At 37.7% G+C, this 24149-nt stretch carries 19 protein-coding genes; 12 read left to right on the forward strand and 7 right to left on the reverse strand.

Features of this window, described 5'->3' with window-relative positions; translation table 11 throughout:
- Positions 1 to 9: 9 nt before the first annotated feature.
- From CYAN7822_RS38860 to CYAN7822_RS02915, 4 genes are all read left to right on the forward strand, one after another.
- The gene (locus tag CYAN7822_RS38860) at positions 10 to 723 is read left to right on the forward strand and encodes a hypothetical protein (RefSeq protein WP_013320745.1); all 714 of its coding nucleotides are present in this window, start codon (positions 10 to 12) and stop codon (positions 721 to 723) included.
- Between the two features lie 191 nt (positions 724 to 914).
- Positions 915 to 1259: a DUF6335 family protein gene (locus tag CYAN7822_RS02905; RefSeq protein WP_013320746.1), complete on the forward strand. Its 345-nt coding sequence runs from the start codon at positions 915 to 917 to the stop codon at positions 1257 to 1259.
- A gap of 200 nt (positions 1260 to 1459) precedes the next feature.
- Positions 1460 to 1738 (forward strand): antibiotic biosynthesis monooxygenase, encoded by a 279-nt coding sequence (locus CYAN7822_RS02910; RefSeq protein ID WP_013320747.1) that lies wholly within the window; start codon positions 1460 to 1462, stop codon positions 1736 to 1738.
- A 216-nt stretch (positions 1739 to 1954) separates the two neighbouring features.
- Positions 1955 to 2437, forward strand: a complete 483-nt coding sequence (locus CYAN7822_RS02915) for an orange carotenoid protein N-terminal domain-containing protein (RefSeq protein ID WP_013320748.1) — start codon at positions 1955 to 1957, stop codon at positions 2435 to 2437.
- A 177-nt stretch (positions 2438 to 2614) separates the two neighbouring features.
- Here CYAN7822_RS02915 and CYAN7822_RS02920 read toward each other — a convergent pair whose 3' ends face one another.
- On the reverse strand, positions 2615 to 3400 hold the full coding sequence (locus tag CYAN7822_RS02920; RefSeq protein WP_013320749.1) for a DsbA family protein: 786 nt from the start codon (positions 3398 to 3400) through the stop codon (positions 2615 to 2617).
- A 314-nt stretch (positions 3401 to 3714) separates the two neighbouring features.
- Here CYAN7822_RS02920 and CYAN7822_RS02925 point away from each other — a divergent pair, with 314 nt between their 5' ends.
- From CYAN7822_RS02925 to pgsA, 3 genes are all read left to right on the forward strand, one after another.
- Positions 3715 to 5184 (forward strand): TldD/PmbA family protein, encoded by a 1470-nt coding sequence (locus tag CYAN7822_RS02925; protein ID WP_013320750.1) that lies wholly within the window; start codon positions 3715 to 3717, stop codon positions 5182 to 5184.
- 82 nt (positions 5185 to 5266) lie between these two features.
- Positions 5267 to 5773, forward strand: coding sequence for a hypothetical protein (locus CYAN7822_RS02930; protein WP_013320751.1), 507 nt, complete (start codon positions 5267 to 5269; stop codon positions 5771 to 5773).
- Positions 5774 to 5801: 28 nt separating this feature from the next.
- On the forward strand, positions 5802 to 6362 hold the full coding sequence (gene pgsA / locus CYAN7822_RS02935; RefSeq protein WP_013320752.1) for a CDP-diacylglycerol--glycerol-3-phosphate 3-phosphatidyltransferase: 561 nt from the start codon (positions 5802 to 5804) through the stop codon (positions 6360 to 6362).
- Here the strand turns inward: pgsA and CYAN7822_RS02940 are convergent.
- On the reverse strand, positions 6311 to 7246 hold the full coding sequence (locus CYAN7822_RS02940; protein ID WP_013320753.1) for an NAD-dependent epimerase/dehydratase family protein: 936 nt from the start codon (positions 7244 to 7246) through the stop codon (positions 6311 to 6313). The genes pgsA and CYAN7822_RS02940 overlap by 52 nt on opposite strands.
- 101 nt (positions 7247 to 7347) lie before the next feature.
- On the opposite strand from CYAN7822_RS02940, the gene CYAN7822_RS02945 reads away from it, so the two are divergent.
- Complete coding sequence (locus CYAN7822_RS02945; protein WP_013320754.1) at positions 7348 to 8406, forward strand: hypothetical protein; 1059 nt, start codon at positions 7348 to 7350, stop codon at positions 8404 to 8406.
- A 76-nt stretch (positions 8407 to 8482) separates the two neighbouring features.
- On the opposite strand, the gene ispF is transcribed toward CYAN7822_RS02945, so the two are convergent.
- Positions 8483 to 8965, reverse strand: a complete 483-nt coding sequence (gene ispF / locus CYAN7822_RS02950) for a 2-C-methyl-D-erythritol 2,4-cyclodiphosphate synthase (protein ID WP_013320755.1) — start codon at positions 8963 to 8965, stop codon at positions 8483 to 8485.
- A gap of 87 nt (positions 8966 to 9052) precedes the next feature.
- Here ispF and CYAN7822_RS02955 point away from each other — a divergent pair, with 87 nt between their 5' ends.
- Complete coding sequence (locus tag CYAN7822_RS02955; RefSeq protein ID WP_013320756.1) at positions 9053 to 9457, forward strand: cytidine deaminase; 405 nt, start codon at positions 9053 to 9055, stop codon at positions 9455 to 9457.
- Positions 9458 to 9744: 287 nt separating this feature from the next.
- On the opposite strand, the gene CYAN7822_RS02960 is transcribed toward CYAN7822_RS02955, so the two are convergent.
- From CYAN7822_RS02960 to CYAN7822_RS02975, 4 genes are all read right to left on the reverse strand, one after another.
- A complete protein-coding gene (locus CYAN7822_RS02960) occupies positions 9745 to 10578 on the reverse strand; it encodes an alpha/beta fold hydrolase (RefSeq protein ID WP_013320757.1) in 834 nt (277 codons plus the stop codon).
- Between the two features lie 220 nt (positions 10579 to 10798).
- Positions 10799 to 11914: an amidohydrolase family protein gene (locus tag CYAN7822_RS02965; protein WP_013320758.1), complete on the reverse strand. Its 1116-nt coding sequence runs from the start codon at positions 11912 to 11914 to the stop codon at positions 10799 to 10801.
- A gap of 1 nt (position 11915) precedes the next feature.
- On the reverse strand, positions 11916 to 13250 hold the full coding sequence (locus CYAN7822_RS02970) for a glutamine synthetase family protein (protein ID WP_013320759.1): 1335 nt from the start codon (positions 13248 to 13250) through the stop codon (positions 11916 to 11918).
- 59 nt (positions 13251 to 13309) lie between these two features.
- Positions 13310 to 15607, reverse strand: a complete 2298-nt coding sequence (locus CYAN7822_RS02975) for a TOMM precursor leader peptide-binding protein (RefSeq protein WP_013320760.1) — start codon at positions 15605 to 15607, stop codon at positions 13310 to 13312.
- Between the two features lie 299 nt (positions 15608 to 15906).
- On the opposite strand from CYAN7822_RS02975, the gene CYAN7822_RS02980 reads away from it, so the two are divergent.
- The 3 genes from CYAN7822_RS02980 (at position 15907) to CYAN7822_RS02990 (ending at position 24140) form a co-directional block, all read left to right on the forward strand.
- Entirely contained in the window at positions 15907 to 16992 is a 1086-nt protein-coding gene (locus CYAN7822_RS02980) for an amidohydrolase family protein (protein ID WP_013320761.1), read from the forward strand.
- 46 nt (positions 16993 to 17038) lie between these two features.
- On the forward strand, positions 17039 to 18196 hold the full coding sequence (locus CYAN7822_RS02985; protein ID WP_013320762.1) for a hypothetical protein: 1158 nt from the start codon (positions 17039 to 17041) through the stop codon (positions 18194 to 18196).
- A gap of 154 nt (positions 18197 to 18350) precedes the next feature.
- The gene (locus CYAN7822_RS02990) at positions 18351 to 24140 is read left to right on the forward strand and encodes an AAA family ATPase (protein WP_013320763.1); all 5790 of its coding nucleotides are present in this window, start codon (positions 18351 to 18353) and stop codon (positions 24138 to 24140) included.
- The last annotated feature ends 9 nt before the right edge of the window (positions 24141 to 24149 follow it).

The raw sequence follows: 24149 nt of genomic DNA on the forward strand, positions 1-24149 counted from the left end.
AGTTAGACCATGAAAGTTTCTCAATTTCTCAGTGCAAGTCTTGTAGCCATTAGTTTAACCACTTTTCCGATTTATTGTCCGGTTTTAGCACAGAGCGGCGCGGGAACCGGTGGCGCAAGCGGTACTACTGGTGGAACCGGCAATACAACTGGTACCACTGGCGGCAGTAGTGGACTAGACACAGGTAGCACCACCGGTAACACTGGCGGCGCAGATAGTACAAGTGGACTCAGTGGGACTGGAACCACCGGCACCACTGGAACCACCGGCACCACTGGAACCACCGGCACCACTAGCACTGGTAGTCAACAAAGCCTGCAAAACTCTCAAGCCGAGATAGAAGCAGCCACAGATGCCGCACAGCAAAGAGTTCAGACAGCCCAACAGCAAACTGAACAAAGAATGCAAACAGTCAGACAACAGATTCAAGACTATGCCAGAACCGCTCAACAACAAATAGACGCATCTGTAGCGCAAGCTCAACAACGACTCAATCAAAGTACCCAAGATGCTCAACAACGTTCTAATTTAGGATGGTTAGGGTTATTAGGTTTATTTGGCTTGTTAGGGTTGTTAAGAAGAAAACGCTACGATGAACCAAAAACTGTTCATCACAGCCGCACCGTCTCATCAGTTCAAGGTGAATCACTCAACGAGGTACCACCATCAGTTAATTATCCTTCTGAAACCACAACACAAACCTACCAAACTTATAAAGAATAACTCAAGCCCCCTCTTAGATTATGCAAAGGAGCGGTTTAAGTAAGCCTGTGCGGAACGAGTTCCGCACCCCAGCCTAGGCAGGCTATCAATTTTTTGGGAGCATCCCTTGGGAAACTTAAGCCGTCAGCCGCTTGTGGTGTGATCAATCAGGTTCAGAAGAGGCTATTAATTTTTTTGCTGGAGAAATAGAGATGGACGAGCCAACAATTTACAATCTTTCTCAAGATAATTTATTAGAAATAGACGATGACAATACTGGCACTGAAAGCCTTTTTGAAGAGTCAGAATATATTGAAGAAGAAGGAATGACCTTAACGGCTAATGATCTTGACGCTAATCATTATCAAGCTGAAGTGGCCGGAGAAGAAGCAGTAGGAGGTTTAACCCCTACACCTGAGCAAAGTATTGTCGAAGATCTTGCTGTGGCCACAGGGGTACAAACCGATGATAATAAACCCCTTCGAGTTAGAGACAGACTCGAACAACGAGACGAGCAACGCTGGGAATTAGACCCCGATTCAGCCGAAGATCATTAAATGATCCCCAAATCTGTAGCAAGTGGTATCATAAAGTTAAAACTGTTCATGTTTATCACTCATCTTTAACCATTAATCACTTCCCTTATCACCCCAAGTAAGGGAAGTTTATATATCAGTAAACAAAAGTCAAGTTAACTCCGAGAATAGCTACCTACCTCTCCACTCCGCTTCCCGCGATTCGCGCGACTCTTGGAGATTTGTTAAAAAGGGAGTGGAAGCTTAAGCCAGGCAAAGAAGAACAATTTCGTCAAGGTTGGCGACTCCTAAGCGAAGCGATTTATAAAACTTATCAAACCCTGGGTTCTCGATTGCATCAAAATGAAGATGGAACTGGAGTGGCTTATGCTCAATGGAAGGAGCGGCAATCTTGGGAACAAGCCAGAGAACAAGGATTAATGATAGATGAAATTGGCTATCAACTGATTCGAGATAGTATTGAGCCTGATAATGAATTAGTTTCTCCGGTTTTTTGTTAACAGTAACTGATGATTTATTTAAAGAAAAAAATAAAAATTTTTATTTAAATTTTAATCTGCCGAGGGTTATAAATAATAAAAATATAAAAATATAAAAATTCAATGAACTATATCTAGAGTTGGATGAAAATGTATAGGGATAACCTTTATCTTAATTAATAAGAGCTAAAAAAAGCGAAAATAATAGCAAAAAATCCAATATTGAGAGGTTCAGATATGGTTCAGTTCCAAGCTAATACTGACAAAGTCGTTAACGAATTTACACAGTTTAGTATTGATGATCAATTAGCACTGTTGTGGTTCGTGTATGAAAAAATGGGGCAAGGAGTAACCCCTGCGGCTCCGGATGCTTCCACTGCTTCACCTGGAATTGCTGAAGGTTTATTTAATCAAGTCAAAGAAAAACCCCAAGAAGAACAATTACAAATTATGCGAGATATTGCTCGGGGTAACAGCACCGAAATGAGCCGTCAATATGGGTCTTTAAGCGCCACCACTAAGTTAGATTTTTGGTACTTATTAGCTCAAGGCATGGATCAAGGAACCATTATTCCTATGCCAGAAAATTATCAAGTATCCCAACAAGGAAATGACTGGCTAAAAGCCCTTGAAGGATTAGAATTTCAGCAACAAATTACAGTATTACGCTCTATTGCTTCTAATATGGGAGCAGAACCCGCTTCAGGAGCGGCAATTTAGATTGCTAAAAGTTTTCTCCCTGTATTGGCGTGGCAAGGAGTACAAGCCACAAAAGCATAATTTTAGGTCTGGAATGGTTATTTTTAACTATTTCAGGCTTTTTTTAGCCAAGAAAACTTTTGAAAAAAAAATGCCCTCATAATAGAGGGGAAATTCAATTAGGCAAAAAGACTGTAGCTAATTGCCAATATTTGCCAATATCTTTTCTAACTGAGAGATGTCTAATGCTCCAGAAAATGTTTCAATCTTGCCGTCAGGTTTATTAGGGTTATAAATCACTAAATAAGGAGTTCCTTCTATTCCCAAGTTTTCAGCCACCGCCATATCTTGTTCAATGGCCGATCTCGCCGCTTCGCTATTACGATCACGGTTAAACTGTTCTAAATTTAGAGCAAGCTCGTTAGCAATATCAAGATATAACTTTTCTCCTAACTTATCCTGTTGACTAAATAAACGATCATGAAACGGCCAAAATTGACCTTGTTGGGATGCCGCCCAAGCCGCCAAGGCTGCCGGCATAGCTTCTTTATGAATCTGACTTAAAGGGTAATGTTTATAAGTTAAACTCACTTCTTGAGAGTGCTTACCGAGAAATTTTTTCAGATTTACATACATCTTGCTACAAAAGGGGCATTGAAAATCTGAGAACTCTACCATCACAAGTTTTTGTGCCGAAGCGGTGAGAGTCGGGGAATTACCCAGCACTTTTTCAGGATTATTTTTCATCTCCTGCAAAGCGGCTTGTTTTTTTTGCTCTTGCAGGGCATACTGTTGATTTTGGTATTCTTTAACCGATTCTAGAATGACATCAGGATGGTTACGAATAATTTGTAAAACTTGTTCTTCTAAGGGTGAATTGAGAGAAGTTGTTGTGGCGGCATATACCGGCAGTAGAGTGCTACAAAATACGAGGCATAATAATAGCACTTTAGCTAAATAAAAAATCTTCTTGATTTTGAGCATAAACTTTGATTAAAAAGGTTAAGCGATATAGATAAAAGTCAAACAACAACCGGAGCATAGTCTCATCAGCTTGACTCGACTATACCTAATTGATATTTGAGGCTATTTCCATATTTTATTATCTTTGATCTTGTTACTCAAAGAGTAAAAAGTTATTTAGAGAATTTAAGACTTTTTGAGCGACTAGAGAATTATTACTTAATTACAAGGCTAATATTGATAGTGTCTAAAGCGACTGGTGTCAAGCGGCATCCCTGAAATTGCTACACTAGCAGATACAGGAATTGTTAAAGCCAATCAAGGAAACCGAATCTATGCCACCCACCCTACTCATTTCCAGAGAACTGCCCACCCTACAATATAGCCCGACGTGTGATCGCTTCGACGGGACTTGGGAAAAACCCCTATCAACCCTATTGGGGTTAGGACGTGCAGCCGGAGCAGATTTTATCGAATTTTTCTTAGAAAGAACCAATTACATTAGTTGTTTAGCCGAAGATGATCTGATCACTAGCATTTCCCCACGTTTGTCTACCGGTGCCGGGGTAAGAATCTTCAAAGGAAGCGGCGACTGTTATGTTAGTACCAATGATTTATCCTTTAGCGGCTTAAGATCAGCTTTAGAAAAAGGATTATCAATCTTAGGCTTAAACTTACCAACCCCTAATGCTTACATCCCAGAAACCAATCTAGAGATATTTCGAGATTATGCGGGGACAAAAGGGAAAGAAGTTTGGTTATCTCAATGTAGTTCGATGCAAGAAATGGGCGATATACTCCTAGCCGCTAACCATCAGCTATCCCTCAAAGCTAATCATGTACAATCTCGACGGACTATTTATTTCCGGGACTGGCAAGAGGTGATGGTGGCCGCTAGTGATGGGACATTTGCCCGAGATATCCGTCTGACTCAATCTGTAGGATATAATCTCTTGTGTGCTGATGGAGAACATCGCTCTTCTATTGGTAAACGGGTAGGAGATACCAGCGATCCCAATTTCTTGCGAGGTTGGCAGTATCAAAGCGATGCCGAACGAGTGGCAGAATCTGCCGGCAAAATGCTCTATGCTGATTATGTAGAATCGGGAAATTACCCAATTATTATGGCTAATGAGTTTGGTGGGGTAATTTTTCATGAAGCTTGCGGACATTTGTTAGAAACCACCCAAATTGAGCGCCAGTCTACTCCCTTTATCGATAAAAAAGGAGAAAAGATCGCCCATGAAAATTTAACCGCTTGGGATGAAGGGCTATCCGATAAAGCTTTTGGCACTATTGACATGGATGATGAAGGAATGCCTACCCAAAGGACTTTATTAATTGAAAATGGCATTCTTAAGAACTTTTTAGCGGATCGCACGGGTTCGATGAGAACCGGACATCCTCGTACCGGTAGCGGCAGACGACAAAATTATACCTATGCGGCGGCTTCAAGGATGCGTAATACCTATATTGCCCCTGGTGCCTATTCTCTAGATGATTTATTTGCCTCTGTGGATAAAGGCATTTACTGTAAAAATATGGGTGGCGGTAGTGTAGGGGCTACCGGAGAATTTAACTTTGGGGTTTCTGAAGCTTATTTAATTGAAAACGGCAAAATCACAAAACCCCTTAAGGGAGCTACTTTAATTGGAGAAGCTAAAGAAATCATGAATAAAATTTCTATGTCTTCCCAAGATTTAGGGTTAGCGGCGGGTTTCTGTGGTTCAGTTAGCGGCAGTGTTTACGTAACTGTTGGACAACCCCATATCAAGGTGGATTCTATTACCGTTGGGGGTAGATAATTGTCTCGAGAGTGTGATAAATAAAGTGATCAGGGGTGGTGGGTAACCTCCACCCGAAATATTGGTCATTAAAAATCGAGTGATGATTGATTATCTATTTTGGGAAAATGTGCTTTTTTCTCTGGTGGCAACAGTTTTTCTATTGATCGTTGATCGCGCTTGGAAAGACCTTAAACCTTTTGAACTACCATTACCCCAGCCAAAATGGTTTAACTATTGGTTTGTCCCTGTACAAATTTTTGGTCTTTTCCTGCCGCTTGTTGCTTTGGTGTGGTGGGGATTTGTCTGGGGTTATCAAAGCGTTATTGTCGCACTCCTCCCCTATTTAATCATTTTAGTATTACAAATTGCTTCCGAAGTTTATACCCTGAGAAAAAAGTCCTCAGTGGTCTGGGTTATGGTTCCTTATGTTTATTTGCCCTATCGCTTTTGGCAATTATATGAGGCATTAAATTTTTTACCTTCTAATCCTCAATTAATTTGGGTACGTTATTTGTTAATGATTAATCTTATTGTTTGGATAGCCAATTATCTTTTAGATATTTCCCAATTGCCCAGACTGTTTCGTTGGCCAAGTTCCTCAGTTTAAGTTGAATTTTACCCTTTACCCTGTTTCTATGAACCTACCCAATTGGATTACCTTTTCACGTCTTTTAGGAATACCCTTTATCGTCTATTTATTGCACGATCCTACCCCTAACCATCGTCTTATCGGTGTCATTATCTTCTTAATTGCCGCCGCCACTGACTGGTTAGATGGATATTTAGCCCGTAAACTCAACCAAATAACCGAATTAGGCAAATTTTTAGATCCCTTAGTGGATAAATTACTGGTATTAGCACCTCTGTTATCCCTGATCGAATTAGGGCAGATACCCGCTTGGGGAGTCTTTTTAATTTTACTCAGAGAGTTGTCTATTGCTGGTTGGCGGGTTAATCCTCAACTAACCGGTAATAGTAGTATTAGTGGGGCTAATTTCTGGGGAAAACTCAAAACCGTGACTCAAATTAGTGCCATTGCCCTATTGATAGGTCCGCTTCCTCCAGCATGGACAACTCCTGGTTTAATCCTGTTTTGGGTGTCGGTTATTCTGACGTTAATTTCTGGGCTTATTTACGTTTTACCTCAGAGAGTTGACAAAATTTCCTCATCCACCGAGAAATCAATCTCCGCTTGATGGCGACCACTGGGGAGATAATCATGTTCATAGGAGTCTTTTAACCCTGATACAAGGTCAAATTCCGGTGTCCAGTTTAACTGAGTCATGGCTTTATGAACATCAGCAAAAAAGTGTTGTACCCGTAAAGGAAAACTCTTGCGCTTACCAAAATCAAACTTTTTGGGATTATAGTGAAGGAGTTTAATTTCATCAGGGGACTTACCAACGGCGACGGCGCAAGCTTTAGCTAACCCATCAAAAGTTACATAGCGTTCCCCAGAAATATTATAAATTTGTCCGATCGCTTGATCATTGCCTAATACAGCAGCCATCGCTGCCGCTAAGTCTTGAACATGGCCGAGTTGGGTGATATGCAAACCATTACCCGGAATCAAAATAGGACGGTCTCGAACAAGGCGGTCAAAAAACCAGGCCTCTAAATCATTATAGTTTTGAGGCCCATAAATATAAGTAGGACGAATGGAAGTCCAAGGAATACCCGCCTTAGCTAAATAATCTTCTGTCTCGAATTTTCCTTTATGGCGGCTGTTGGGATCAACAGGATCTCCTTCAATATGCGGCATTTGGTCGGATTTTTGATAAACACCGGCTGAACTGACGTAGATAAAGTGTTGAATTTGATCCTTAAAAATTTCTGCTAAAGGCTGAGTATCATTTAATTCTCGTCCATTATTATCGAAGATGGCATCAAATTTTTGATTCGCCAATTTCTCTTTTAATTGAACCGGATCTTGGCGATCGCCGTGAATCTGTTCTACCCCTTCAATGGGTACAGGTTTGTTTCCTCGGTTAAACAGTACCACCTCATGGCCTTGTTTGACCAAGATTTTAGTTAAAAATACCCCGATAAAACGGGTTCCACCCATGATTAAAATTCTCATCGCTATTATCTATCCTCCGATTAGAGTTAGCAGTTAACAGTTAACTCTAATAAGTTATCAGTGATGAGTCAAGAATTGTAAACCCTGTGGAGTGACCAATCATGAAAACCGCTAATCCAGGACTACAAGCTGTTGAATACCTCTTTGTTGGCATTTCTATGGTGGGGATAGCGATCGCCACTTTGACGCAAGAGATCACTTATGCCGCTATTCCTTTAATGATTACTTTATTGCTGAATATCTTTAATAGACAGCAAGTGGAAGAAAATATTTTATTACTCGAACAAAAACTCTTAGAAAAACCCCAAGAGGAAAAAGAAGTTCATCAGGAGTCTCCTAATGTAGATTATTCTCTTGACATCAAAACCTTGCAAGCCAAAATTGAAAACACCGAAGCAACCATCAGCCAATTTCAGCAAGATTTACAAAAGTTAGCCGCTTCTTTTGATAACACTGAATTAAAAGCTAAAATAGAGGGCTTTCAGACAACCCTCAGTCATTGGCAAGCGCGTCTTGATAGCCTTAATGCTGTGGACCTAAATCCTCTTCAAGAACAATTAGCGAATTTACAGCAACGATTAGATAGTTTTGCCCAAGTCCAAGCAGAAATCCTTCAGCTTAAACAGAATCAGCAAAACCTAGAGCGAACTTTAGAAAATTCTCAAAGTGAAATTCATCAGGCTTTTAATCTAATTCAATCTTTACCCACTCGTTCTGAATTAGAACAATTAAAGCAATCTCTTGATTCATTAACTTATTTAAAAAACGAAGTGAATAACTTCGTCCATCAGGACTCATTTAATGTGCTTTCCGGTGATTTTAATAATTTAGTGCAACAGTTCAACCATCGACCTGAAGGGCAAATGATCGAAAGTTTATCTAATGAAGTTAAAAAACTCTCTGAATCCTTATCTAATCTTAATTTTGATCAATTTGGAGAACAGATCAAAAATTTACGAGAACAATTTGAAGCCATCCCCCAAAAAGATTTGTTAGAAACTTTAACGACTCAACAACAAGAGATAAATACAATCCAACAACAAATCGAAAATTTACCCCAGCAAAACTTGACGAATTCATCGAGAAAAAATCCGAAAATCCAACAACGAATTTTTAAAAGAAAACCGAGACGAGTTAGAATTAATAAAAGAAGAAAATAAGCTAAAAAAGGCGGTTTAAGCGAGAAGCGGCTCTACTTAAAAGCCGAAGTCTAGGCGCGGGTAATAACTAATAAACTCAATTAGTACCAAGCAGTAACGTAACCGCATAAGCCGCTATTCCTTCTTCACGTCCTATGGGGCCAAGCTTTTCATTAGTGGTGGCTTTAATACTAATTTGACCGGGATTAAGTCCCAAGGTTCCTGACAATTTAGTCTGCATATCCTTAATATAAGGTTTAATTTTAGGACGTTCAGCCACAATCACCGTATCAATATTGCTTACCTGCCATCCCCGGTCTATGACTAACTGATGCACCTGTTTTAACAACAATAAACTATTTGCCCCTGCCCATTGGGCATCAGAAGGAGGAAAATAATGGCCAATATCGCCTAAACTGAGTGCCCCTAGCATAGCATCCATAATCGCATGAGTTAGCACATCAGCATCACTATGTCCTAATAGTCCGACGGGATGAGGAATTTCTATTCCTCCCAAAATGAGGGGTCTTCCTTCGACGAGTCGGTGAATATCATAACCGTTGCCAATGCGGATGTTCATAGGGACTTTAGGGCTTATTCTTTAATCAACTGTTAATTCAACTATACTAAAAATCGGACCTCTAAAACTCATTCTTAGTGCTAAAAAATGGCATTATCTCCACAAGAAAGAAAACAACTCTGCCAAGCGGCAGAAAACGCGGCTCAACTAGCTTATGCACCTTATTCTAAATTTCGGGTAGGGGCGGCAATTTTAGGAAATAAAGGTATTTATCAGGGTACCAATGTAGAAAATGCCAGTTATGGGTTAAGTTTATGTGCAGAGCGTGCGGCTTTTGCTCATGCCATTGCTCAAGGAGAGCGAGAATTTAGGGCGATTGCTGTGGCTTGTATTGATGCTAAAGAGCCAAATAATATTCAATTGATGATGCCTTGTGGTGCTTGTCGTCAATGGATTGCAGAATTAGCGCCTAATGCTGAAATAATTATTTGTGCGGCTAATCAGTCTTTTTGTTTAGAGGAATTGTTACCGAATTCTTTTCGCTTGTCATAAGTTGGGTATTAGTCATTAGCTTAAATTCATTTAAAGTTAAGCTTTTTTTATAAAAAGCACCATGACATTAAAAAAAATATTAATAATTTAAATTTACATTTTAAAAATATGTAATAATACTCAACAGAGTTGTAAAAATGCAGAATGTTTCCCTAACCTGCATTAGCAACCAACGCTTATAATGATCATAAAGAAACTAGCTAAAAGAAGCCCTAACAAAGCTTAAATAATCATCTTGAATGCTATCCTGTAAATTTTTTAATCAACCTTTGCGCGAGACAAAAACATCACATTTTAGATAAAAAACCTTTAACAGTTTGATTAAAAGCCTCGGGTTCCACTAAAAAAGCCCAGTGATTGCCCGGAACTTCTTCAATTTGTAAATTTTTTAAATAAGTTTTATAAGGTTTCAGTTGCCATTCTGTGCGATTAAGTCCTTGTTTCGGTTTAATAAAAAGTGTCGGAATATCCAGAGGTTTAGTTAATCCGGCTACTCTCATCACATCTTCAAAAATTTCATCTCGCGCCGGTTTGATAAATTTGCTTCCCCAAGTTCCATCAGCTTTTTGTTCCATTCCTTCTTGAAAAATTTGCTGCTGTAAGATTGTCCATCCTCGGTATTGTTTTAATCCTTGGGCGATTTTTTCTGCCGCTTGATAATTGGGAAAAGGGCCCATCACTTTGAGAAAGGGTAAAACTTGGTATAAGATGGGAAAAGTTAAGTTAAACCAACTGGGCATTTTATCGATAAAGAAGGGATCAATTAAAGTTAAACTGCGGAATCTTTCAGGATGTTGTGTTGCCCAAATAGCGGCTAATTTCGCTCCCCAAGAATGACCTAATATATGGGCATTCTTCCAGCCTAAATGATTCATTAAAGCTTCTAAGTCTTGAATATAATCAATAAAGCGATAGCCTTGAGGCGGTTTGCTACTTTCTCCATGTCCCCGTAAATCAGGGGCGATAATATGATATTCTGCCGCTAGATAATCTCCTAAACTTGACCAAACTAATCCATGATCGGCTAGTCCATGTAGGGCGAGTAATGGGGTTTCTGCTTGGTTCCATTCTAAGTAGGATAGTTGTAGGTTGTTTAGGTTTAAAGTTTGACGAGTGGGCATAGTTGTTTTTTTCGCGCAAAGATGCAAAGGTTATGGTCAGGGCTATTTCATTCTTTTGAAACGCTCACAGGCTAAAGCCGCTAGCTCTACGAACCAAGCCTGCCTACGCAGGCTAAAAGGCTCATAATTCGTCAGATAGCCCGCGCAGGCGGGCTTTGTTCGTGAGCAACTACCCTTCAGGGTTAGGTGTTTGAGAGAATGAAATAGCCCTGGGTTATTTTTAATTATATAATTGATAAACGTGACGGGCGTTTTCGGATAAGATGGCTTTGCTAATTAAGTCTACTTGTTTGGCTGTTAAGTCTGTGTCTTTTATAGCCGCTTCTAAAACGTCAGCTAAAATTTTTCGTCCCCACTTGGCAGCTAAATAATACAATTCTGGAATGTGATGAGCATCCGAAGAATACATCAGTTTTGTGGTGGGTGTTAGTTCTAATAATTGTTGTACGCAAGAACGCATTCCCGCCACGCTTAAAAAGGGTACCGCTAAACCCGTATCTAGATAAATTTGGGGATATACAGATGCTAAATATCCCCCTTCTCGGGTATAGGGATAAGATGCGTGTAGCAAAATAATCGGTGCATTTTGCCAACGTTTGTCTTCTAATAGGGGACGTAAATAAAGGGGGTTTGACAGCTTTAAATCTAAGTCTGGATCGCCAAATCCTGTATGAAATTGGATCGGAATCCTATATTTATTGGCGATTTCTAAAGCTTGGATTAATAAAAAATCAATTAGATGTTTATTATTCAAGCGGCAAGGTTTTTCTTGACAGGCTTGTTTCACTTGCTCAAAACTTGACTCGGCAACTTCTAGAGAAACCAGATCTATATTTAAACCGGTTCGATAGGAGACAATACTTTTAAAAGCCACTACTTCTCTAGGCGGCGGATCAATTTCACTGCGAAAGGCTTCTAAAAAGTTCTTACAATTCTCTGCTCTAGGGATTAATTGTTCGGCTAAATATTCTAGTCTCAATACTCGCTTAACTTTCACAAAATTTTGATGCCACTGCCAAGGAAAAACCTCTGACGGAAAAAAACCATCATCTAAAAAAATGGCTTCTAAATTGGCGGCTTTAAAACAACAGTCTGCCAATTTTTCTAGTCCTAACTCTTGCCGACGTTCTAAAATAGCCGCTTCGGTCGCCTCACAATTTAATAATTGAGCTATTTCTCGCAAACTGCGGTAATAAAATAAGGTGTGTCTGGCGTGATGATTAATAATTTCTGGGTCATAACCTTCGGTAAAAAAAGCCGCATAAGCATATTTTTGAGCTATTTCTGGTTTTAAAAGATTATGAGCATGATGATCAATAGCCGCAAACTCTATCATATTAATAATAGTTTAATAAAAACTTGACTTGTTGTTCTAATGACCAATCTTTCATCGCTTCCCATTCGGCTCGACGAACGGCTATAAATGCCTGCGCTAAATCGGCTCCTAATGCCGCTAAGAGAACTTGATCTTTTTCTAACTGTTGAATGGCCTCTCCTAAATTACTGGGCAATCTTTGAATAGCTTTTTCTTGTAGCTCTTGATCGGTTAACGTTCCTGGATCTACTGCCACCGGATCAACTAAGGGAAGACTTCGGTTAATTCCATCTAATCCCGCCACAATTACGGCTCCTAAAGCTAAATAAGGATTAGCTGTAGCATCGAACGTTTTGAATTCTATATGAGTTGGACTGGGGGGTTCTGGGTTGGTGGGGACTCTAATAGCCGCTTCTCGGTTATCATATCCCCAACAGCAAAAAGCACCACTCCAAGTTTGAGGTTGTATGCGTCGGTAAGAATTGGGATTCGGGGCTGTAATTGCCATTAAAGCCGGCAAATGCTCGAGTAAACCGGCGATAAAGTGACGCGCCAGCGATGATAATTGTCCATTACCCTGTGCATCTGGCAAAATATTATTGCCCTCTTCCCACAGCGAAAAATGTAGATGAGAACCGCTTCCTGGATAGTTAGCAAATATTTTCGGGATAAAAGAGGCAATCATTTGATTTTGGCGAGCGATCGCTCTGGCGGTTTCCCAAAAAATGATTTGTTGGTTAGCCGCGCTTAAGGCCTGAGTGTACAGATGAGAAATTTCTTGCTGTCCTGGGCCGGATTCTGAGTAATATTGTTCTATTTGGATTCCTTGTTTAGCCAGTGCATCAGCAATTTGGTCTATAATGGCTTGCTGCATATCCATTGATAGGGTAGAGGCAAAATTGGTTTGGTCTACTGGGGTAATTTCGGGTTGGTAAGCTCGCAACAGATAAAATTCATTTTCAAATCCTGCCATCAGTTCTAACCCTTTTTCTTTTAATGAAGCGATGGCCCTTTTAAGAAAGGAGCGCGGACATAATGACCAAGGTTGTCCATCGAGGATCATGTCTCCCATGACTCTAGCATGACGAGGCGCATAAGGTAGCACGGCTAAGGTATCCCAGTCCGGTACCAGACGAATTTCCCCTACTGGTCCCCCTCCTGAGCCGGGTACAGGACCATCATACATGATAGAAACTGATTGTTGAGCGGCGGAAATTCCTACCCCATGCTGATAGTAAGCTTCTAGTCTTTGTCTATGAAATGCTTTAGCTCGAATTTGGTTTGCATTGTCACACCAGAGAACTCGTACAAATTGCACTCCGGCTTGCTCAAGGGTTGTCAGGATTGTTTTATCCATTGCTTTATTTATTATTGACTATATAATTTATCATTTTAAAAGTTCGGGAGGAATGATCTTTACATCCACATAGGAAACGGATTTAATTCTTCTTCTTTTAAAGGTTTTTTTAACCATCCCATACTAACCGGCACCTCATACAATCTTCCTAACCCTAGCCGCTTCCACATATGACGCATCCCTGGAACAATGACTTTAGCGACTCTTAAACCAATATCAGCACGAGTCTGATCTAAAACTAATAGTTCCATGCCTTGTTTTTCAACGATTTGTTGACATAACTTAACATTCTCTAATAAATCATCACTGGCTAATGGGAGATAATCACTACTTTTTTTGGCCATCATTTGCTCATTAGGGATTAAATAGCTTTGATTGGTTAAAGTGGCAGTTTTCCACCATTTTATCGCTAAAACATCAGCAAAATTAGGATATTGTGTCATTCCCTTATCGTTAAAAAATCGCACATTAGGGAGAATTTGATTCACCTCAGTTAAAGCGCGGCTAAGGGCGATTTTCGGGTCAAAATGTGCCCCATATCCCAAGATAATATCCTGCACTTCCCTATCCTTTCTTGAACTAATCGCCGCCATACAAGGAATATTCAAATCACTGGTAATATCTAATACCCATAAGTCTCGATTTAGACTCTTATAATACTGTTTTAAATGCTCAAAATAAGGCTCATTAAAACTCTCTAAATCTACTTGAGGTTTCGACAAACGATTATACCACCATAAAGCCACAGAATCTCGTTCTACTAATTCCATAAATCCTTGTAAAATTGCTTCTTCTATGGTATTTCCGGCGGCACAACCATTAGAATCTGCCCAACAGTCAAAAGGATGAGATTGCGGATATCCATAGTAACAATAAGCAGTGGGTAAATATTTAAAATCTTGATAAGTTAAAGACCAGACCGGAGTCCAATCAATTACTCTCGTTTCATCAAAAGGTTCTGGAACTTTTTGAAACCATCCTTTACATTCAGCATTCCATTGTTGACGATTTTGATATTGTTGCTCACTAAAATTGAGACAATCATGAGGATGAATCGCTGTATCTCCTAATTGTTGATAATTAGCTTTTTGTTGAATTTCATCGCCTTGATATACCCCAGAATAGCGTTCAATTGCTTCACAAAAGCCGCTTGCTTTGGCTTGACTATCCGTTTTTCCTTTTCCCGAACTTCTACCCCCTAAATTTTGTCGTAAGTTATCTACATTATCAAAAACATTCCGAAAATGATGTTTAGCTATATAAGTATGAATTAAACCAGGACTGGGAATTTTAGCTAATTCTCGCACCACACCTGTAATTGGACTAATATGATGTTGATATTTTCTCAAGGTTTCTTCAGGAGAACAAGAACGATATCCTCCATCGCTGCTAAATGTGGTTTTACAGTGCCCTAAAACGACAGGCAACGGAGATTTATTACAAATTTCTCCACAACTGGGACATTGAGGTCGTTTAACCAAAATGTGGTCTTGAGTTTGTAGAGTTAGAGTATCATAAGTAATCAGATTTCCTTCTATTCTTTCATTCTTTTGTTGAACAATCCACTTAAAAATTTCTGTGGCAGCCATTGTTAAACCCGTTTGCATTGTCGCCTCAGAAAAAGCCAGGGGAGGAGTTAAAAGTGTTGTAGAATTTTTCTGTCTGTTAATAAATTCTTCTATGGGTCGATTATCTCGCCAACGTTGGGCAAAACAATGCCAACATCCCGTTTTCTGAGGAGAAAATAAAGGCCCAATCCAAGAAATAGTGCCTAATGGTTTGACCAACATCCAGGGGGTTTGAGAGGTCAAGGCTTGTTGGTTAAAGTCCTCTAAATTTGGGTGAAGATAATCGTCAGTTAAAATAATTGTTAAATCGCCTTCATCAGCCGCTTGAATATGAAAAGATTTTAAAAGATTAATGAAAAAATCATCAGGGACTTTTCCTAACGTCTTGACAGACACTTTAGTGGATTGTAGTTGATGATCAGCTTGTAACTGAGGAATTTTTAAATGATGGCAAAGAATAGCTAAATTAGAGGGTAGGGCTTGAGTATTTTCGAGAATAAACCCTTGTTGGTGTAGTTGGAATAGGGCTTTTTGAACTTGAATACTAAAATCCAAAGAAGCTTGGAAAAAGTTAGATATTTCTTGAGTAAATATTGGGTCTTGTAGCAGTTCTAATAGAAGAATATCAACAATTTCATCAACATTGCGTTGACCATCAATTAACCTAACTAAACGGTAATAAAGAGGATCTTGTAAACAGACTGATTCTCGCTCAGATATAAAAAATATAGTGTCTGGTTCTAGGATTTCTATTAAGTAAGCCGGATTCAAGCAAGGGTAATTCAGCATATTGGTTAAAGCTTTTTGTCAAAGTATTTATAATCATACAAGGGACAATCATAAATCAAATTGTTAATCTCCTAGCACAAATGTTTTAGAATCATCGCTTTTTCGCTTATTTTACAAGATTGTATCAAACAATACAAAAACCCTTAGAGAGATTGATGTACTTGAAGCCCAAATTTTCTCTAAACAAAATAACAGATTAAAAAACAGTATAGTCTAAACTGTATAACTAATATATACTGAATTTAACTTGTTTTTCCGAAAATTTCTGCTAAAATCAAGGCATTTCCCCAAAAAATTTTATGTTAAACGGATACAAAATTATTGATGCAGATTCTCATGTTATTGAGCCGCCTCAAATGTGGGCCAAATATATTGACCCTAAATTTAAGGACTTTGCCCCGTCTTTGGACATGAAAATTAAAGGAGAATTGATTACCGAAAAAGTCTCTCAGCAAGTCGAAAAAGAAGGCAATAAGCAGATGATGCAAGCTCATCCCCATGCTTATCTGAGTCGTTATAGCCCTGAATCCCAAGTTGAAGAGATGGTTAAAATGGGGGTGGATATCGCCTTTATTTATCCCACCTATGGACTTTGGTTATTTGCCATTGATTCCTTGCCGCCAGAAGTCATAGATGCTTTTACCCATGCTTATAATACCTGGTTATATGAAGAATTTTGCAGCTATGACCCAGCGCGATTAAAAGGTGTGGGGGCGATTAATCTGCATGATCCGGAAACAATGGTTAAAGAGCTAGAACGCATTGCCAATTGGGGCTGGAAGGCGGTTTTTTTGCGCCCTAACCCCGTTAAAGGCAGAATTTTAAGCGATCCGTCCTATGAATCTTTTTGGAGTGCTTGTGAAGCTTTGGATATAGCTGTAGGCATCCATGAAGGAACCCATAGCCGCCTACCAACAACAGGGGCAGATAGATTTAATAGCCGTTTTGCCCTCCATGCTTGCTCCCATCCAATGGAACAAATGATGGCATTATTGGCTTTGATTGAAGGGGGAGTTTTAGAGCGGCATCCTCAACTTCGAGTCGGTTTTTTAGAGTCGGGTTGTGGTTGGGTACCTTATTGGCTCTGGCGATTGGATGAAGAGTATAAGAACTTACGTTGGGAAGTTACAAACTATGTAAAAATATTCCCAACGGAGTATTTTCAACGTCAGTGTTTTGTGTCAATCGAACCTTCTGAGCCTTACTTGGCTCAACTGATTGAGTTCATTGGGACTGATCACGTGATTTTCGGTTCGGATTATCCTCACATGGATCATCAGCCGGACATTGTGAAAAAAACTCTAGCGCTTGAGTCACAGTTACCTCAAGAAACAGTACAAAAGATTGTTTGGGATAATCCCAGACGTTTTTACGGTTTGAATTGAAAATTTTTCATTTTTTGTTAACACTAAACAAAGGTAAATTACTATCATGACTAATTCTATTGAAGTAACTCCATCTATCACCACAGATAGAGAAGGTGACGATAAATATTATCAGATTTTAATAGTTACTCCGCGTCCTGGGGTAACAGAACCAAAAAACATAAATGTAAAAATAGTAACTAAAACGAAAAAAGACTTTAGCGACAAAGGAGATCCACTAAAAGGAGCATATTATTATCTTGATCTTGATAAAAATAATAATAAAACCATAGGTGATGATTTACCCTCTAATGGATTAGCTTTTGCTGATGGGTTTATAAAAACAATGTTCCCCAATTCAAAAGACGGTACAAATACAGAAATAACCGCTATAAGTAATGTAAATAATTTGTATATAACCACGCGATCACTATATATTACCCGCAAAATATCCCAGTTACTGGCCAAAAGTTGGTATGCTTATTTAGAGGCAACGAATCCCAAAAACTCTGATATTTGGAAGAATTTTGTCAATGGTAACTGGGCCAATATTGACTTGAAAATATTAGATGGTCTCATAATCAGAGAAATTCTATTATTTGATAGCCAATATTCTCCTGATAATTATGAGTTTAACAAAGAAGAGATCAAAATGATGTCTAAAGGCCACTCAAACACTTTTATTTTACCTACCAGTAAAGCTTGGCAGGGAATTTGTTTGAGCCTTTTATTGGGAGGACAGGTATATTATGAAATGGGTCAATATCAAACAGAATATTATCAACCGATAGGTGAAGGAACAACAAATAATGAAACACAAGAAAATCCTAAAATAACAAAAGAAGGAGTTGATTACGCTCTGAAATCCAAATACTACCATCGCGTTTCTCAACCTATTCTTAGTACATTTGAGATGGTTGCCAGATATACAATAGAAGTGAGTCGGAATAGGTTTGAAGGCGAAATACAAGAATTACAAATCAGTCCAAATCAAACCAATTCTATTTTCAAAGCCATTATTCCCTACCCTCCAATACCTTCAGAAAGAAATCTTTCTATAGAGGATATTGAAAAATGGGCTTACGCTGAAGATGATGAAGATGATCAATCTAATGAGACAAAACTGCCCTTTTATGATAAAGATCAAAACGACCGAAAGAAATATAACCTAAATGTAAAATATGTATCACCTCCTTTTCCCTATTTACCTTTAAGTACAACTTAGAAAATTTGAGATTGGGAAGTCGTGAAGTACCCCTCTCTACTTCCTTAAAAGAGGGGCTTTCTCCCCTCAAAGTTGCGTTGTCTTCAAAGATAGCGCAACTACTGTTGTTACAGATTAGCAAAACAAATAAATTCATCTATGATATCAATATAGTATGGATACAATAATAAATTACGATTTGACTGAGAAAATTTATGAAAGTGCTAATTCATTAGTCTACCGAGGAATTCTCAAGCATAATAATCGACCAGTAATTCTGAAGATTCTTAAAGAAGATTACCCCTCTCCTTCAGAATTGACTCGATATAAACAGGAATATAAAATTACCTGTTCCTTAAATGCAGATAACATTATTAAAGCTTACGATTTACAGCGATACAAAAATAGTTTAGTGATGTTCTTGGAGGACTTTGGAGGACAATCTTTAAAGTTATTAATGTCCAAAGTTCCGTTTAGCTTAGAAGAATTTCTTATTATTGGCATTAAAATTGTTGAAGCTTTAGCCGTTATTCACGCTGCTAATATTATCCACAAAGATATTAATCCTGCCAACATTGTTTATAATCAAGAAACTGGTAAACTGAAAATTATTGATTTTGGCATTTCTACCCTTTTATCTTCAGAAATACAGACCGTTTCCAATATCAATCAATTAGAAGGAACTTTAGCTTATATTGCTCCAGAGCAAACTGGAAGAATAAACCGAGGCATAGATTACCGGGCTGATTTTTATTCTTTGGGAGTAACTTTTTATGAAATGTTAACTCAACAACTTCCTTTTGAAAGTAATGATTTGATGGAGTTAGTTCATTGTCATATTGCACAGGAACCAAAAAGACCTGATGAAATAGTTTTATCTATTCCCTCGATTGTATCTAGTATAGTCTTAAAATTATTATCTAAAACTCCCGAAGAAAGATACCAAAGTGCTTGGGGAATTAAAGCAGATTTAGAAATTTGTCTTGAGCAACTAAAGACTATAGGACATATTTCTCAGTTTACCTTAGCCAATCAGGATATTATTGATAAGTTTCAAATTCCCCAAAAACTCTACGGTCGAGAATCAGAAATTACTCAATTGTTAACTACCTTTGAAAGAGTCAGTCAAGGGAGTTCAGAGATGATACTTATTTCTGGTTATTCAGGAATTGGTAAATCGGCTTTAGTCAATGAAATTCATAAACCCATCACACAACAAAGAGGATACTTTATCAATGGCAAATTTGACCAATTGCAGAGGGATATTCCTTATACAATCATTACACAGGCTTTTCAAGACTTAATTCGTCAACTCTTAAGTGAACCTCAAAAAGCAATAGTAACTTGGAAAAAAAAGATTTTAAAAGCTTTAGGAAATAATGGAAAAATCATCATTGATGTGATTCCTGATCTAGAAAAGATTATTGGTAAACAACCGTCTGTTGAGGAATTAAAACCAACTGAAGCACAAAATAGATTTAACTTATTTATTGAAAGATTTATTAAAGTTTTTACTCAAAAAGAACATCCTCTAGTTATATTTTTAGATGATTTACAGTGGGCAGATTTGCCATCTTTGAATTTAATTGAAAAATTAATGACCAATACTGACAGCCAATATTTGTTGATAATAGGAGCCTATCGAGATAATGAAGTCAGTTCTACTCATCCTTTAATGTACACCTTAGACCAAATTAAAAAAACCCATACTAGAATTAATCAAATCACACTTGGTCCCTTGGCAATTAATCATGTTAATGAATTAGTTTCTGACACTTTACTTTGCTCACTCCAAAAGGCAAAATATCTAGCAGCTTTAATCACAAAAAAGACTGGTGGTAATGCTTTTTACATAACTCAATTACTCCAGACTTTGTACAAAAAAAAATTAATATTTTTTAACCAAAATTATTTTAATCTAAATGTTGAAAAAACTAAGAGAGGATATTGGCAGTGGGATATTGAGCAAATTCAAAGATTAGAAATAACTGATAATATAGTTGATCTAATGACAAAAAAAATCAAAAACCTGGATCAGACCACTCAGAATATATTGAAATTAGCCGCTTGTATAGGAAATAAATTTAATTTAGAAGTTCTTTCTATAGTTAATAGAAAATCACAAACAGTTACCTCTCAGGAATTGCAAATAGCAATTAAAGAAGGATTGATTATTCCTTTAAGTAATGACTATAAAGTCCCCCTGTTATGGAATCAGGAGGAAATGTCAACTGCTCCTGAAGAAATTTCCTCTGTTTTTATACCTAAATACCCCGAATATATTCCTTATAAATTTTTGCATGATCGAGTTCAGCAAGCTGCTTATACTCTGATACCAGAAGACGAGAAAAATGCTATTCATCTACAAATAGGTCGTCTATTATTAAAAAATACTCAAGAACATGAGTTAGAAGATAACCTTTTTAATATTGTTAATCAACTCAATAAAGGATCTGTGTTAATCACTGAGCAATTAGAAAAAAGTGAGTTAGCTAAATTAAATCTTAAAGCGGCTAAAAAATCTAAAGTATCTACAGCTTATGAAGCTTCACTTAAATATTTAGAAATTGGAACAGAACTATTAGAGACCAATAGCTGGAATTGTCAATATGAATTAACCTGGGAATTGTATATAGAAACCTTAGAATTGCTCTACTTGAACATTCAATTTGAGCAATTTGAAGAAATGGCTGAATTGGTTATAAAAAAAGCTAAATATCTTCTCGATAAAGCAAAGGTAAAACAGCTAAAAATATTATATTATTATACGACATTTAAACCTAATAAAGCTATTGATACTGCTCTGGAAACTTTATTAGAATTTGGGATAAATATTTCTCTTTCTCAAGACCCTGGCAATATAGTCAATAAAATTACACAAGCACAAGAATTAATACAATCATTTTTGGGAATTAAAAAGATTGAAGAACTAGCTAATTTACCTCTAATAAGTGACCCTTCTCAAATAGCAGTTACACTAATTTTACAACAAGTTGTTACAGCTACACTTACAACAAACTTTCCTTTATTTGTAGAAGTAATATTAATCCAACTTAGTCTCTGTATAAAATATGGCAATCCACCTCACGCACCTTATATATATAGCACTTATGGAATGGTTTTGTGCAGCTTAACAAAAGATATTAATTATGGATATGAATTTGGCAATCTAGCTCTTAAGTTAGTAGAAAATTTTAACAGTCCCAAATCAGAAGCTTTTGTTATACAAATGTATTATGGACAAATATGGCACTGGAAAGAGTTTCTCAGAAATACAGTAGCACAAAAAAAATTAATACATGGGTTTAAAATAGGTATAGATAAAGGAGAGAATGAGTTTGCCTCTTATGCAGCTATAAATTATTGTTTAGTCAAATTTTTAAGTGGGCAATATTTAGGAGAAGTTGATGAAGAGTACCAAAAATATTCTAAATACCTCAAAAATTTAAAACAAGAATTTTGTATATATTCTATAAATATATTTCATAAAATTGTGATTAATTTTTTGTGTAATAATGATAATGGCTTGATTATTGGCAATTCAATAAGTGAAGAAAAAGCCTATTTAAAAAAATGGATTGACAGCAATAACCAATGGTTAATATTATTTGTCTATTTTGCTAAGACTATTTATTTTTATTTTGCCAAAAATTATATTCAAGCTTATAATAATTCAATTAAAGCTGAAAAATATGTAATGGCTTCTAGCTCTTTTTTAACATCTCCTCAGCATAATTTTTATTCTTCTCTTTCTTTTCTTGCTCATTATGGCAGTTGTGATCTAAAGCAGCAAAAAGACTTGATGGAGCAGGTAGATAAAAATCAGGAGAGTATGAAAATATGGTCTAACAACTGTCAAGAAAATTTTCAACATAAATATGATTTAGTCGCCGCCGAAAAAGCGCGAGTCTTAAAATATAATTGGCAAGCAGAAGAACTTTATGAACGAGCGATTCAAGGAGCTAAAAAATATGAATTTCTCCACGAAGAAGCCTTAGCTTATGAACGAGCCGCAGAATTTTACCTGAACCTTGGCAGAGAAGAAGTTGGACAGTTATATCTAAGAAATGCTCACCATTGTTACAGCCGTTGGGGAGCCAAAGCTAAAGTCAAACAGTTAGAAGACGAATATCCACAATATTTTATATTAACTCCCAACCAAGGAACAGTTCTTAGCACAACTATTTCTACTAAAGGCACTAACGGAGAAATACTTGACTTAACCACAGTTATTAAAGCATCTCAAGCCCTAGCTGGTGAAATTGTTCTGAGCAAATTGCTGGCAAAATTAATGAAAATCATGATAGAAAATGCCGGCGCTCAAAAAGGCTTTTTGCTGGTACATTCTGATGATAACTGGGTCATAGAAGCCGCAGGAACAATAGATTCTGGTGACTTTACCATTCTACAATCTATTCCTATATCCTCACAAGATGCCGCCACAGAAACCCCGTTGCTCTCAACCGCCATCATCAACTATGTCGCTCACACTCAAGAAAATGTCGTTCTTAATAATGCCGCCCATAAGGGAATATTTACCCAAGACTCCTATATTGTTGCCACTCAACCTAAATCAATTCTTTGTTTTCCGCTACTGAATCAAGGCAAATTAAGCGGTATTTTATATTTAGAAAATAATCTCACAACCGACGCATTTACACCAGATCGCGTCCAAGTCTTAACCATTCTTTCTAGTCAAGCGGCTATTTCTATTGAAAATTCTCGCCTCTATGCCACCTTAGAGGAAAAAGTCGAACAGCGTACACAAGAATTATCCCAAACCCTAGAACTTCTCAAAGCCACTCAAGCTAAATTAGAATTTGAAAACGCCCTGCTCAAAAGTGCTGAACTTGCCTCAACTTATGATTATCAAGTTGGCGGTAGTTTGCCGGTTGACGCTCCTACTTATGTGGTACGTTCCGCCGATCGTTACCTCTACAAAGCTTTAAAAAATGGAGAGTTTTGTTATGTTTTAAATACTCGGCAGATGGGTAAATCGAGTTTAATGGTAAGAATGATGCACCATTTACAGCAAGAGGGTTTTTGTTGTGCGGCTATCGATATGACGCGAATGGGCAACGAAAATATTACCCCCGAACAATGGTATAAAGGATTAACGGTGGAATTATGGCAAGGGTTTGAACTGCTGGAGCGGGTAAATTTAAAAGCTTGGTGGCAAGAGCGATTGGATCTTTCTCCTGTACAGCGATTAAGTCGATTTTTTGAGGAAGTTTTATTAGCTGAAGTCCAATTGCCAGAGAATACACAACCTAAAATCGTGATTTTTTTAGATGAAATTGATACTGTTTTGGGTTTAGATTTTACCGTTAATGACTTTTTTGCCTTGATTCGATCTTGTTATAACCAGCGTAATATTAATTCCCAGTATAAACGCTTATGTTTTGCTTTATTTGGTGTTGCTACTCCTAATGATTTAATTACTGATTATCGCCGCACACCGTTTAATATTGGCCAGGCTATTCAACTACATGGCTTTCAGCTACACGAAGCGCAACCCTTGCTGCAAGGACTTACAGACAAAGTTAGTAACCCACAAGCTGTATTAAAAGAAGTCTTATTCTGGACGAATGGGCAACCGTTTTTAACGCAAAAGATTTGCCAAATGATCCGTAGTTTATCGTCTTCTGTTCCTCACAAAACCGAAAAAGCATGGGTAGACAATTTAGTTAACACAAAGATTATTGAAAATTGGGAGGCTCAAGACGAACCGGAGCATTTAAGGACAATACGTGATCGCATCCTGAAAGGGGAACAACAAGCTACCTCATTACTAGAACTTTATCGACAAGTTTTAGAGCAGGGAAAGATCAAGGCAGTTGATAGTCCAGAGGAGCGAGAATTGGTCTTATCAGGGTTATTAATTAAAGAACAAACTTATATAAAAGTCCACAACCGAATTTATGAATTGATCTTTAACAAGAGTTGGATTGAGCTAAATTTATGATATATTAAT

The organism is Gloeothece verrucosa PCC 7822, assembly GCF_000147335.1.
Classification (GTDB): Bacteria; Cyanobacteriota; Cyanobacteriia; order Cyanobacteriales; family Microcystaceae; genus Gloeothece; species Gloeothece verrucosa.

What these genes read in the sequence shown, in the direction of transcription:
- CYAN7822_RS38860 (WP_013320745.1), top strand. Translation starts at nt 10, where the DNA reads ATGAAAGTTTCTCAATTTCTCAGTGCAAGTCTTGTAGCCATTAGTTTA.
- CYAN7822_RS02905 (WP_013320746.1), top strand. Translation starts at nt 915, where the DNA reads ATGGACGAGCCAACAATTTACAATCTTTCTCAAGATAATTTATTAGAA.
- CYAN7822_RS02915 (WP_013320748.1), top strand. Translation starts at nt 1,955, where the DNA reads ATGGTTCAGTTCCAAGCTAATACTGACAAAGTCGTTAACGAATTTACA.
- CYAN7822_RS02920 (WP_013320749.1), bottom strand. Translation starts at nt 3,400, where the DNA reads ATGCTCAAAATCAAGAAGATTTTTTATTTAGCTAAAGTGCTATTATTA.
- CYAN7822_RS02925 (WP_013320750.1), top strand. Translation starts at nt 3,715, where the DNA reads ATGCCACCCACCCTACTCATTTCCAGAGAACTGCCCACCCTACAATAT.
- CYAN7822_RS02930 (WP_013320751.1), top strand. Translation starts at nt 5,267, where the DNA reads ATGATTGATTATCTATTTTGGGAAAATGTGCTTTTTTCTCTGGTGGCA.
- pgsA (WP_013320752.1), top strand. Translation starts at nt 5,802, where the DNA reads ATGAACCTACCCAATTGGATTACCTTTTCACGTCTTTTAGGAATACCC.
- CYAN7822_RS02940 (WP_013320753.1), bottom strand. Translation starts at nt 7,246, where the DNA reads ATGAGAATTTTAATCATGGGTGGAACCCGTTTTATCGGGGTATTTTTA.
- CYAN7822_RS02945 (WP_013320754.1), top strand. Translation starts at nt 7,348, where the DNA reads ATGAAAACCGCTAATCCAGGACTACAAGCTGTTGAATACCTCTTTGTT.
- ispF (WP_013320755.1), bottom strand. Translation starts at nt 8,965, where the DNA reads ATGAACATCCGCATTGGCAACGGTTATGATATTCACCGACTCGTCGAA.
- CYAN7822_RS02955 (WP_013320756.1), top strand. Translation starts at nt 9,053, where the DNA reads ATGGCATTATCTCCACAAGAAAGAAAACAACTCTGCCAAGCGGCAGAA.
- CYAN7822_RS02960 (WP_013320757.1), bottom strand. Translation starts at nt 10,578, where the DNA reads ATGCCCACTCGTCAAACTTTAAACCTAAACAACCTACAACTATCCTAC.
- CYAN7822_RS02965 (WP_013320758.1), bottom strand. Translation starts at nt 11,914, where the DNA reads ATGATAGAGTTTGCGGCTATTGATCATCATGCTCATAATCTTTTAAAA.
- CYAN7822_RS02970 (WP_013320759.1), bottom strand. Translation starts at nt 13,250, where the DNA reads ATGGATAAAACAATCCTGACAACCCTTGAGCAAGCCGGAGTGCAATTT.
- CYAN7822_RS02975 (WP_013320760.1), bottom strand. Translation starts at nt 15,607, where the DNA reads ATGCTGAATTACCCTTGCTTGAATCCGGCTTACTTAATAGAAATCCTA.
- CYAN7822_RS02980 (WP_013320761.1), top strand. Translation starts at nt 15,907, where the DNA reads ATGTTAAACGGATACAAAATTATTGATGCAGATTCTCATGTTATTGAG.
- CYAN7822_RS02985 (WP_013320762.1), top strand. Translation starts at nt 17,039, where the DNA reads ATGACTAATTCTATTGAAGTAACTCCATCTATCACCACAGATAGAGAA.
- CYAN7822_RS02990 (WP_013320763.1), top strand. Translation starts at nt 18,351, where the DNA reads ATGGATACAATAATAAATTACGATTTGACTGAGAAAATTTATGAAAGT.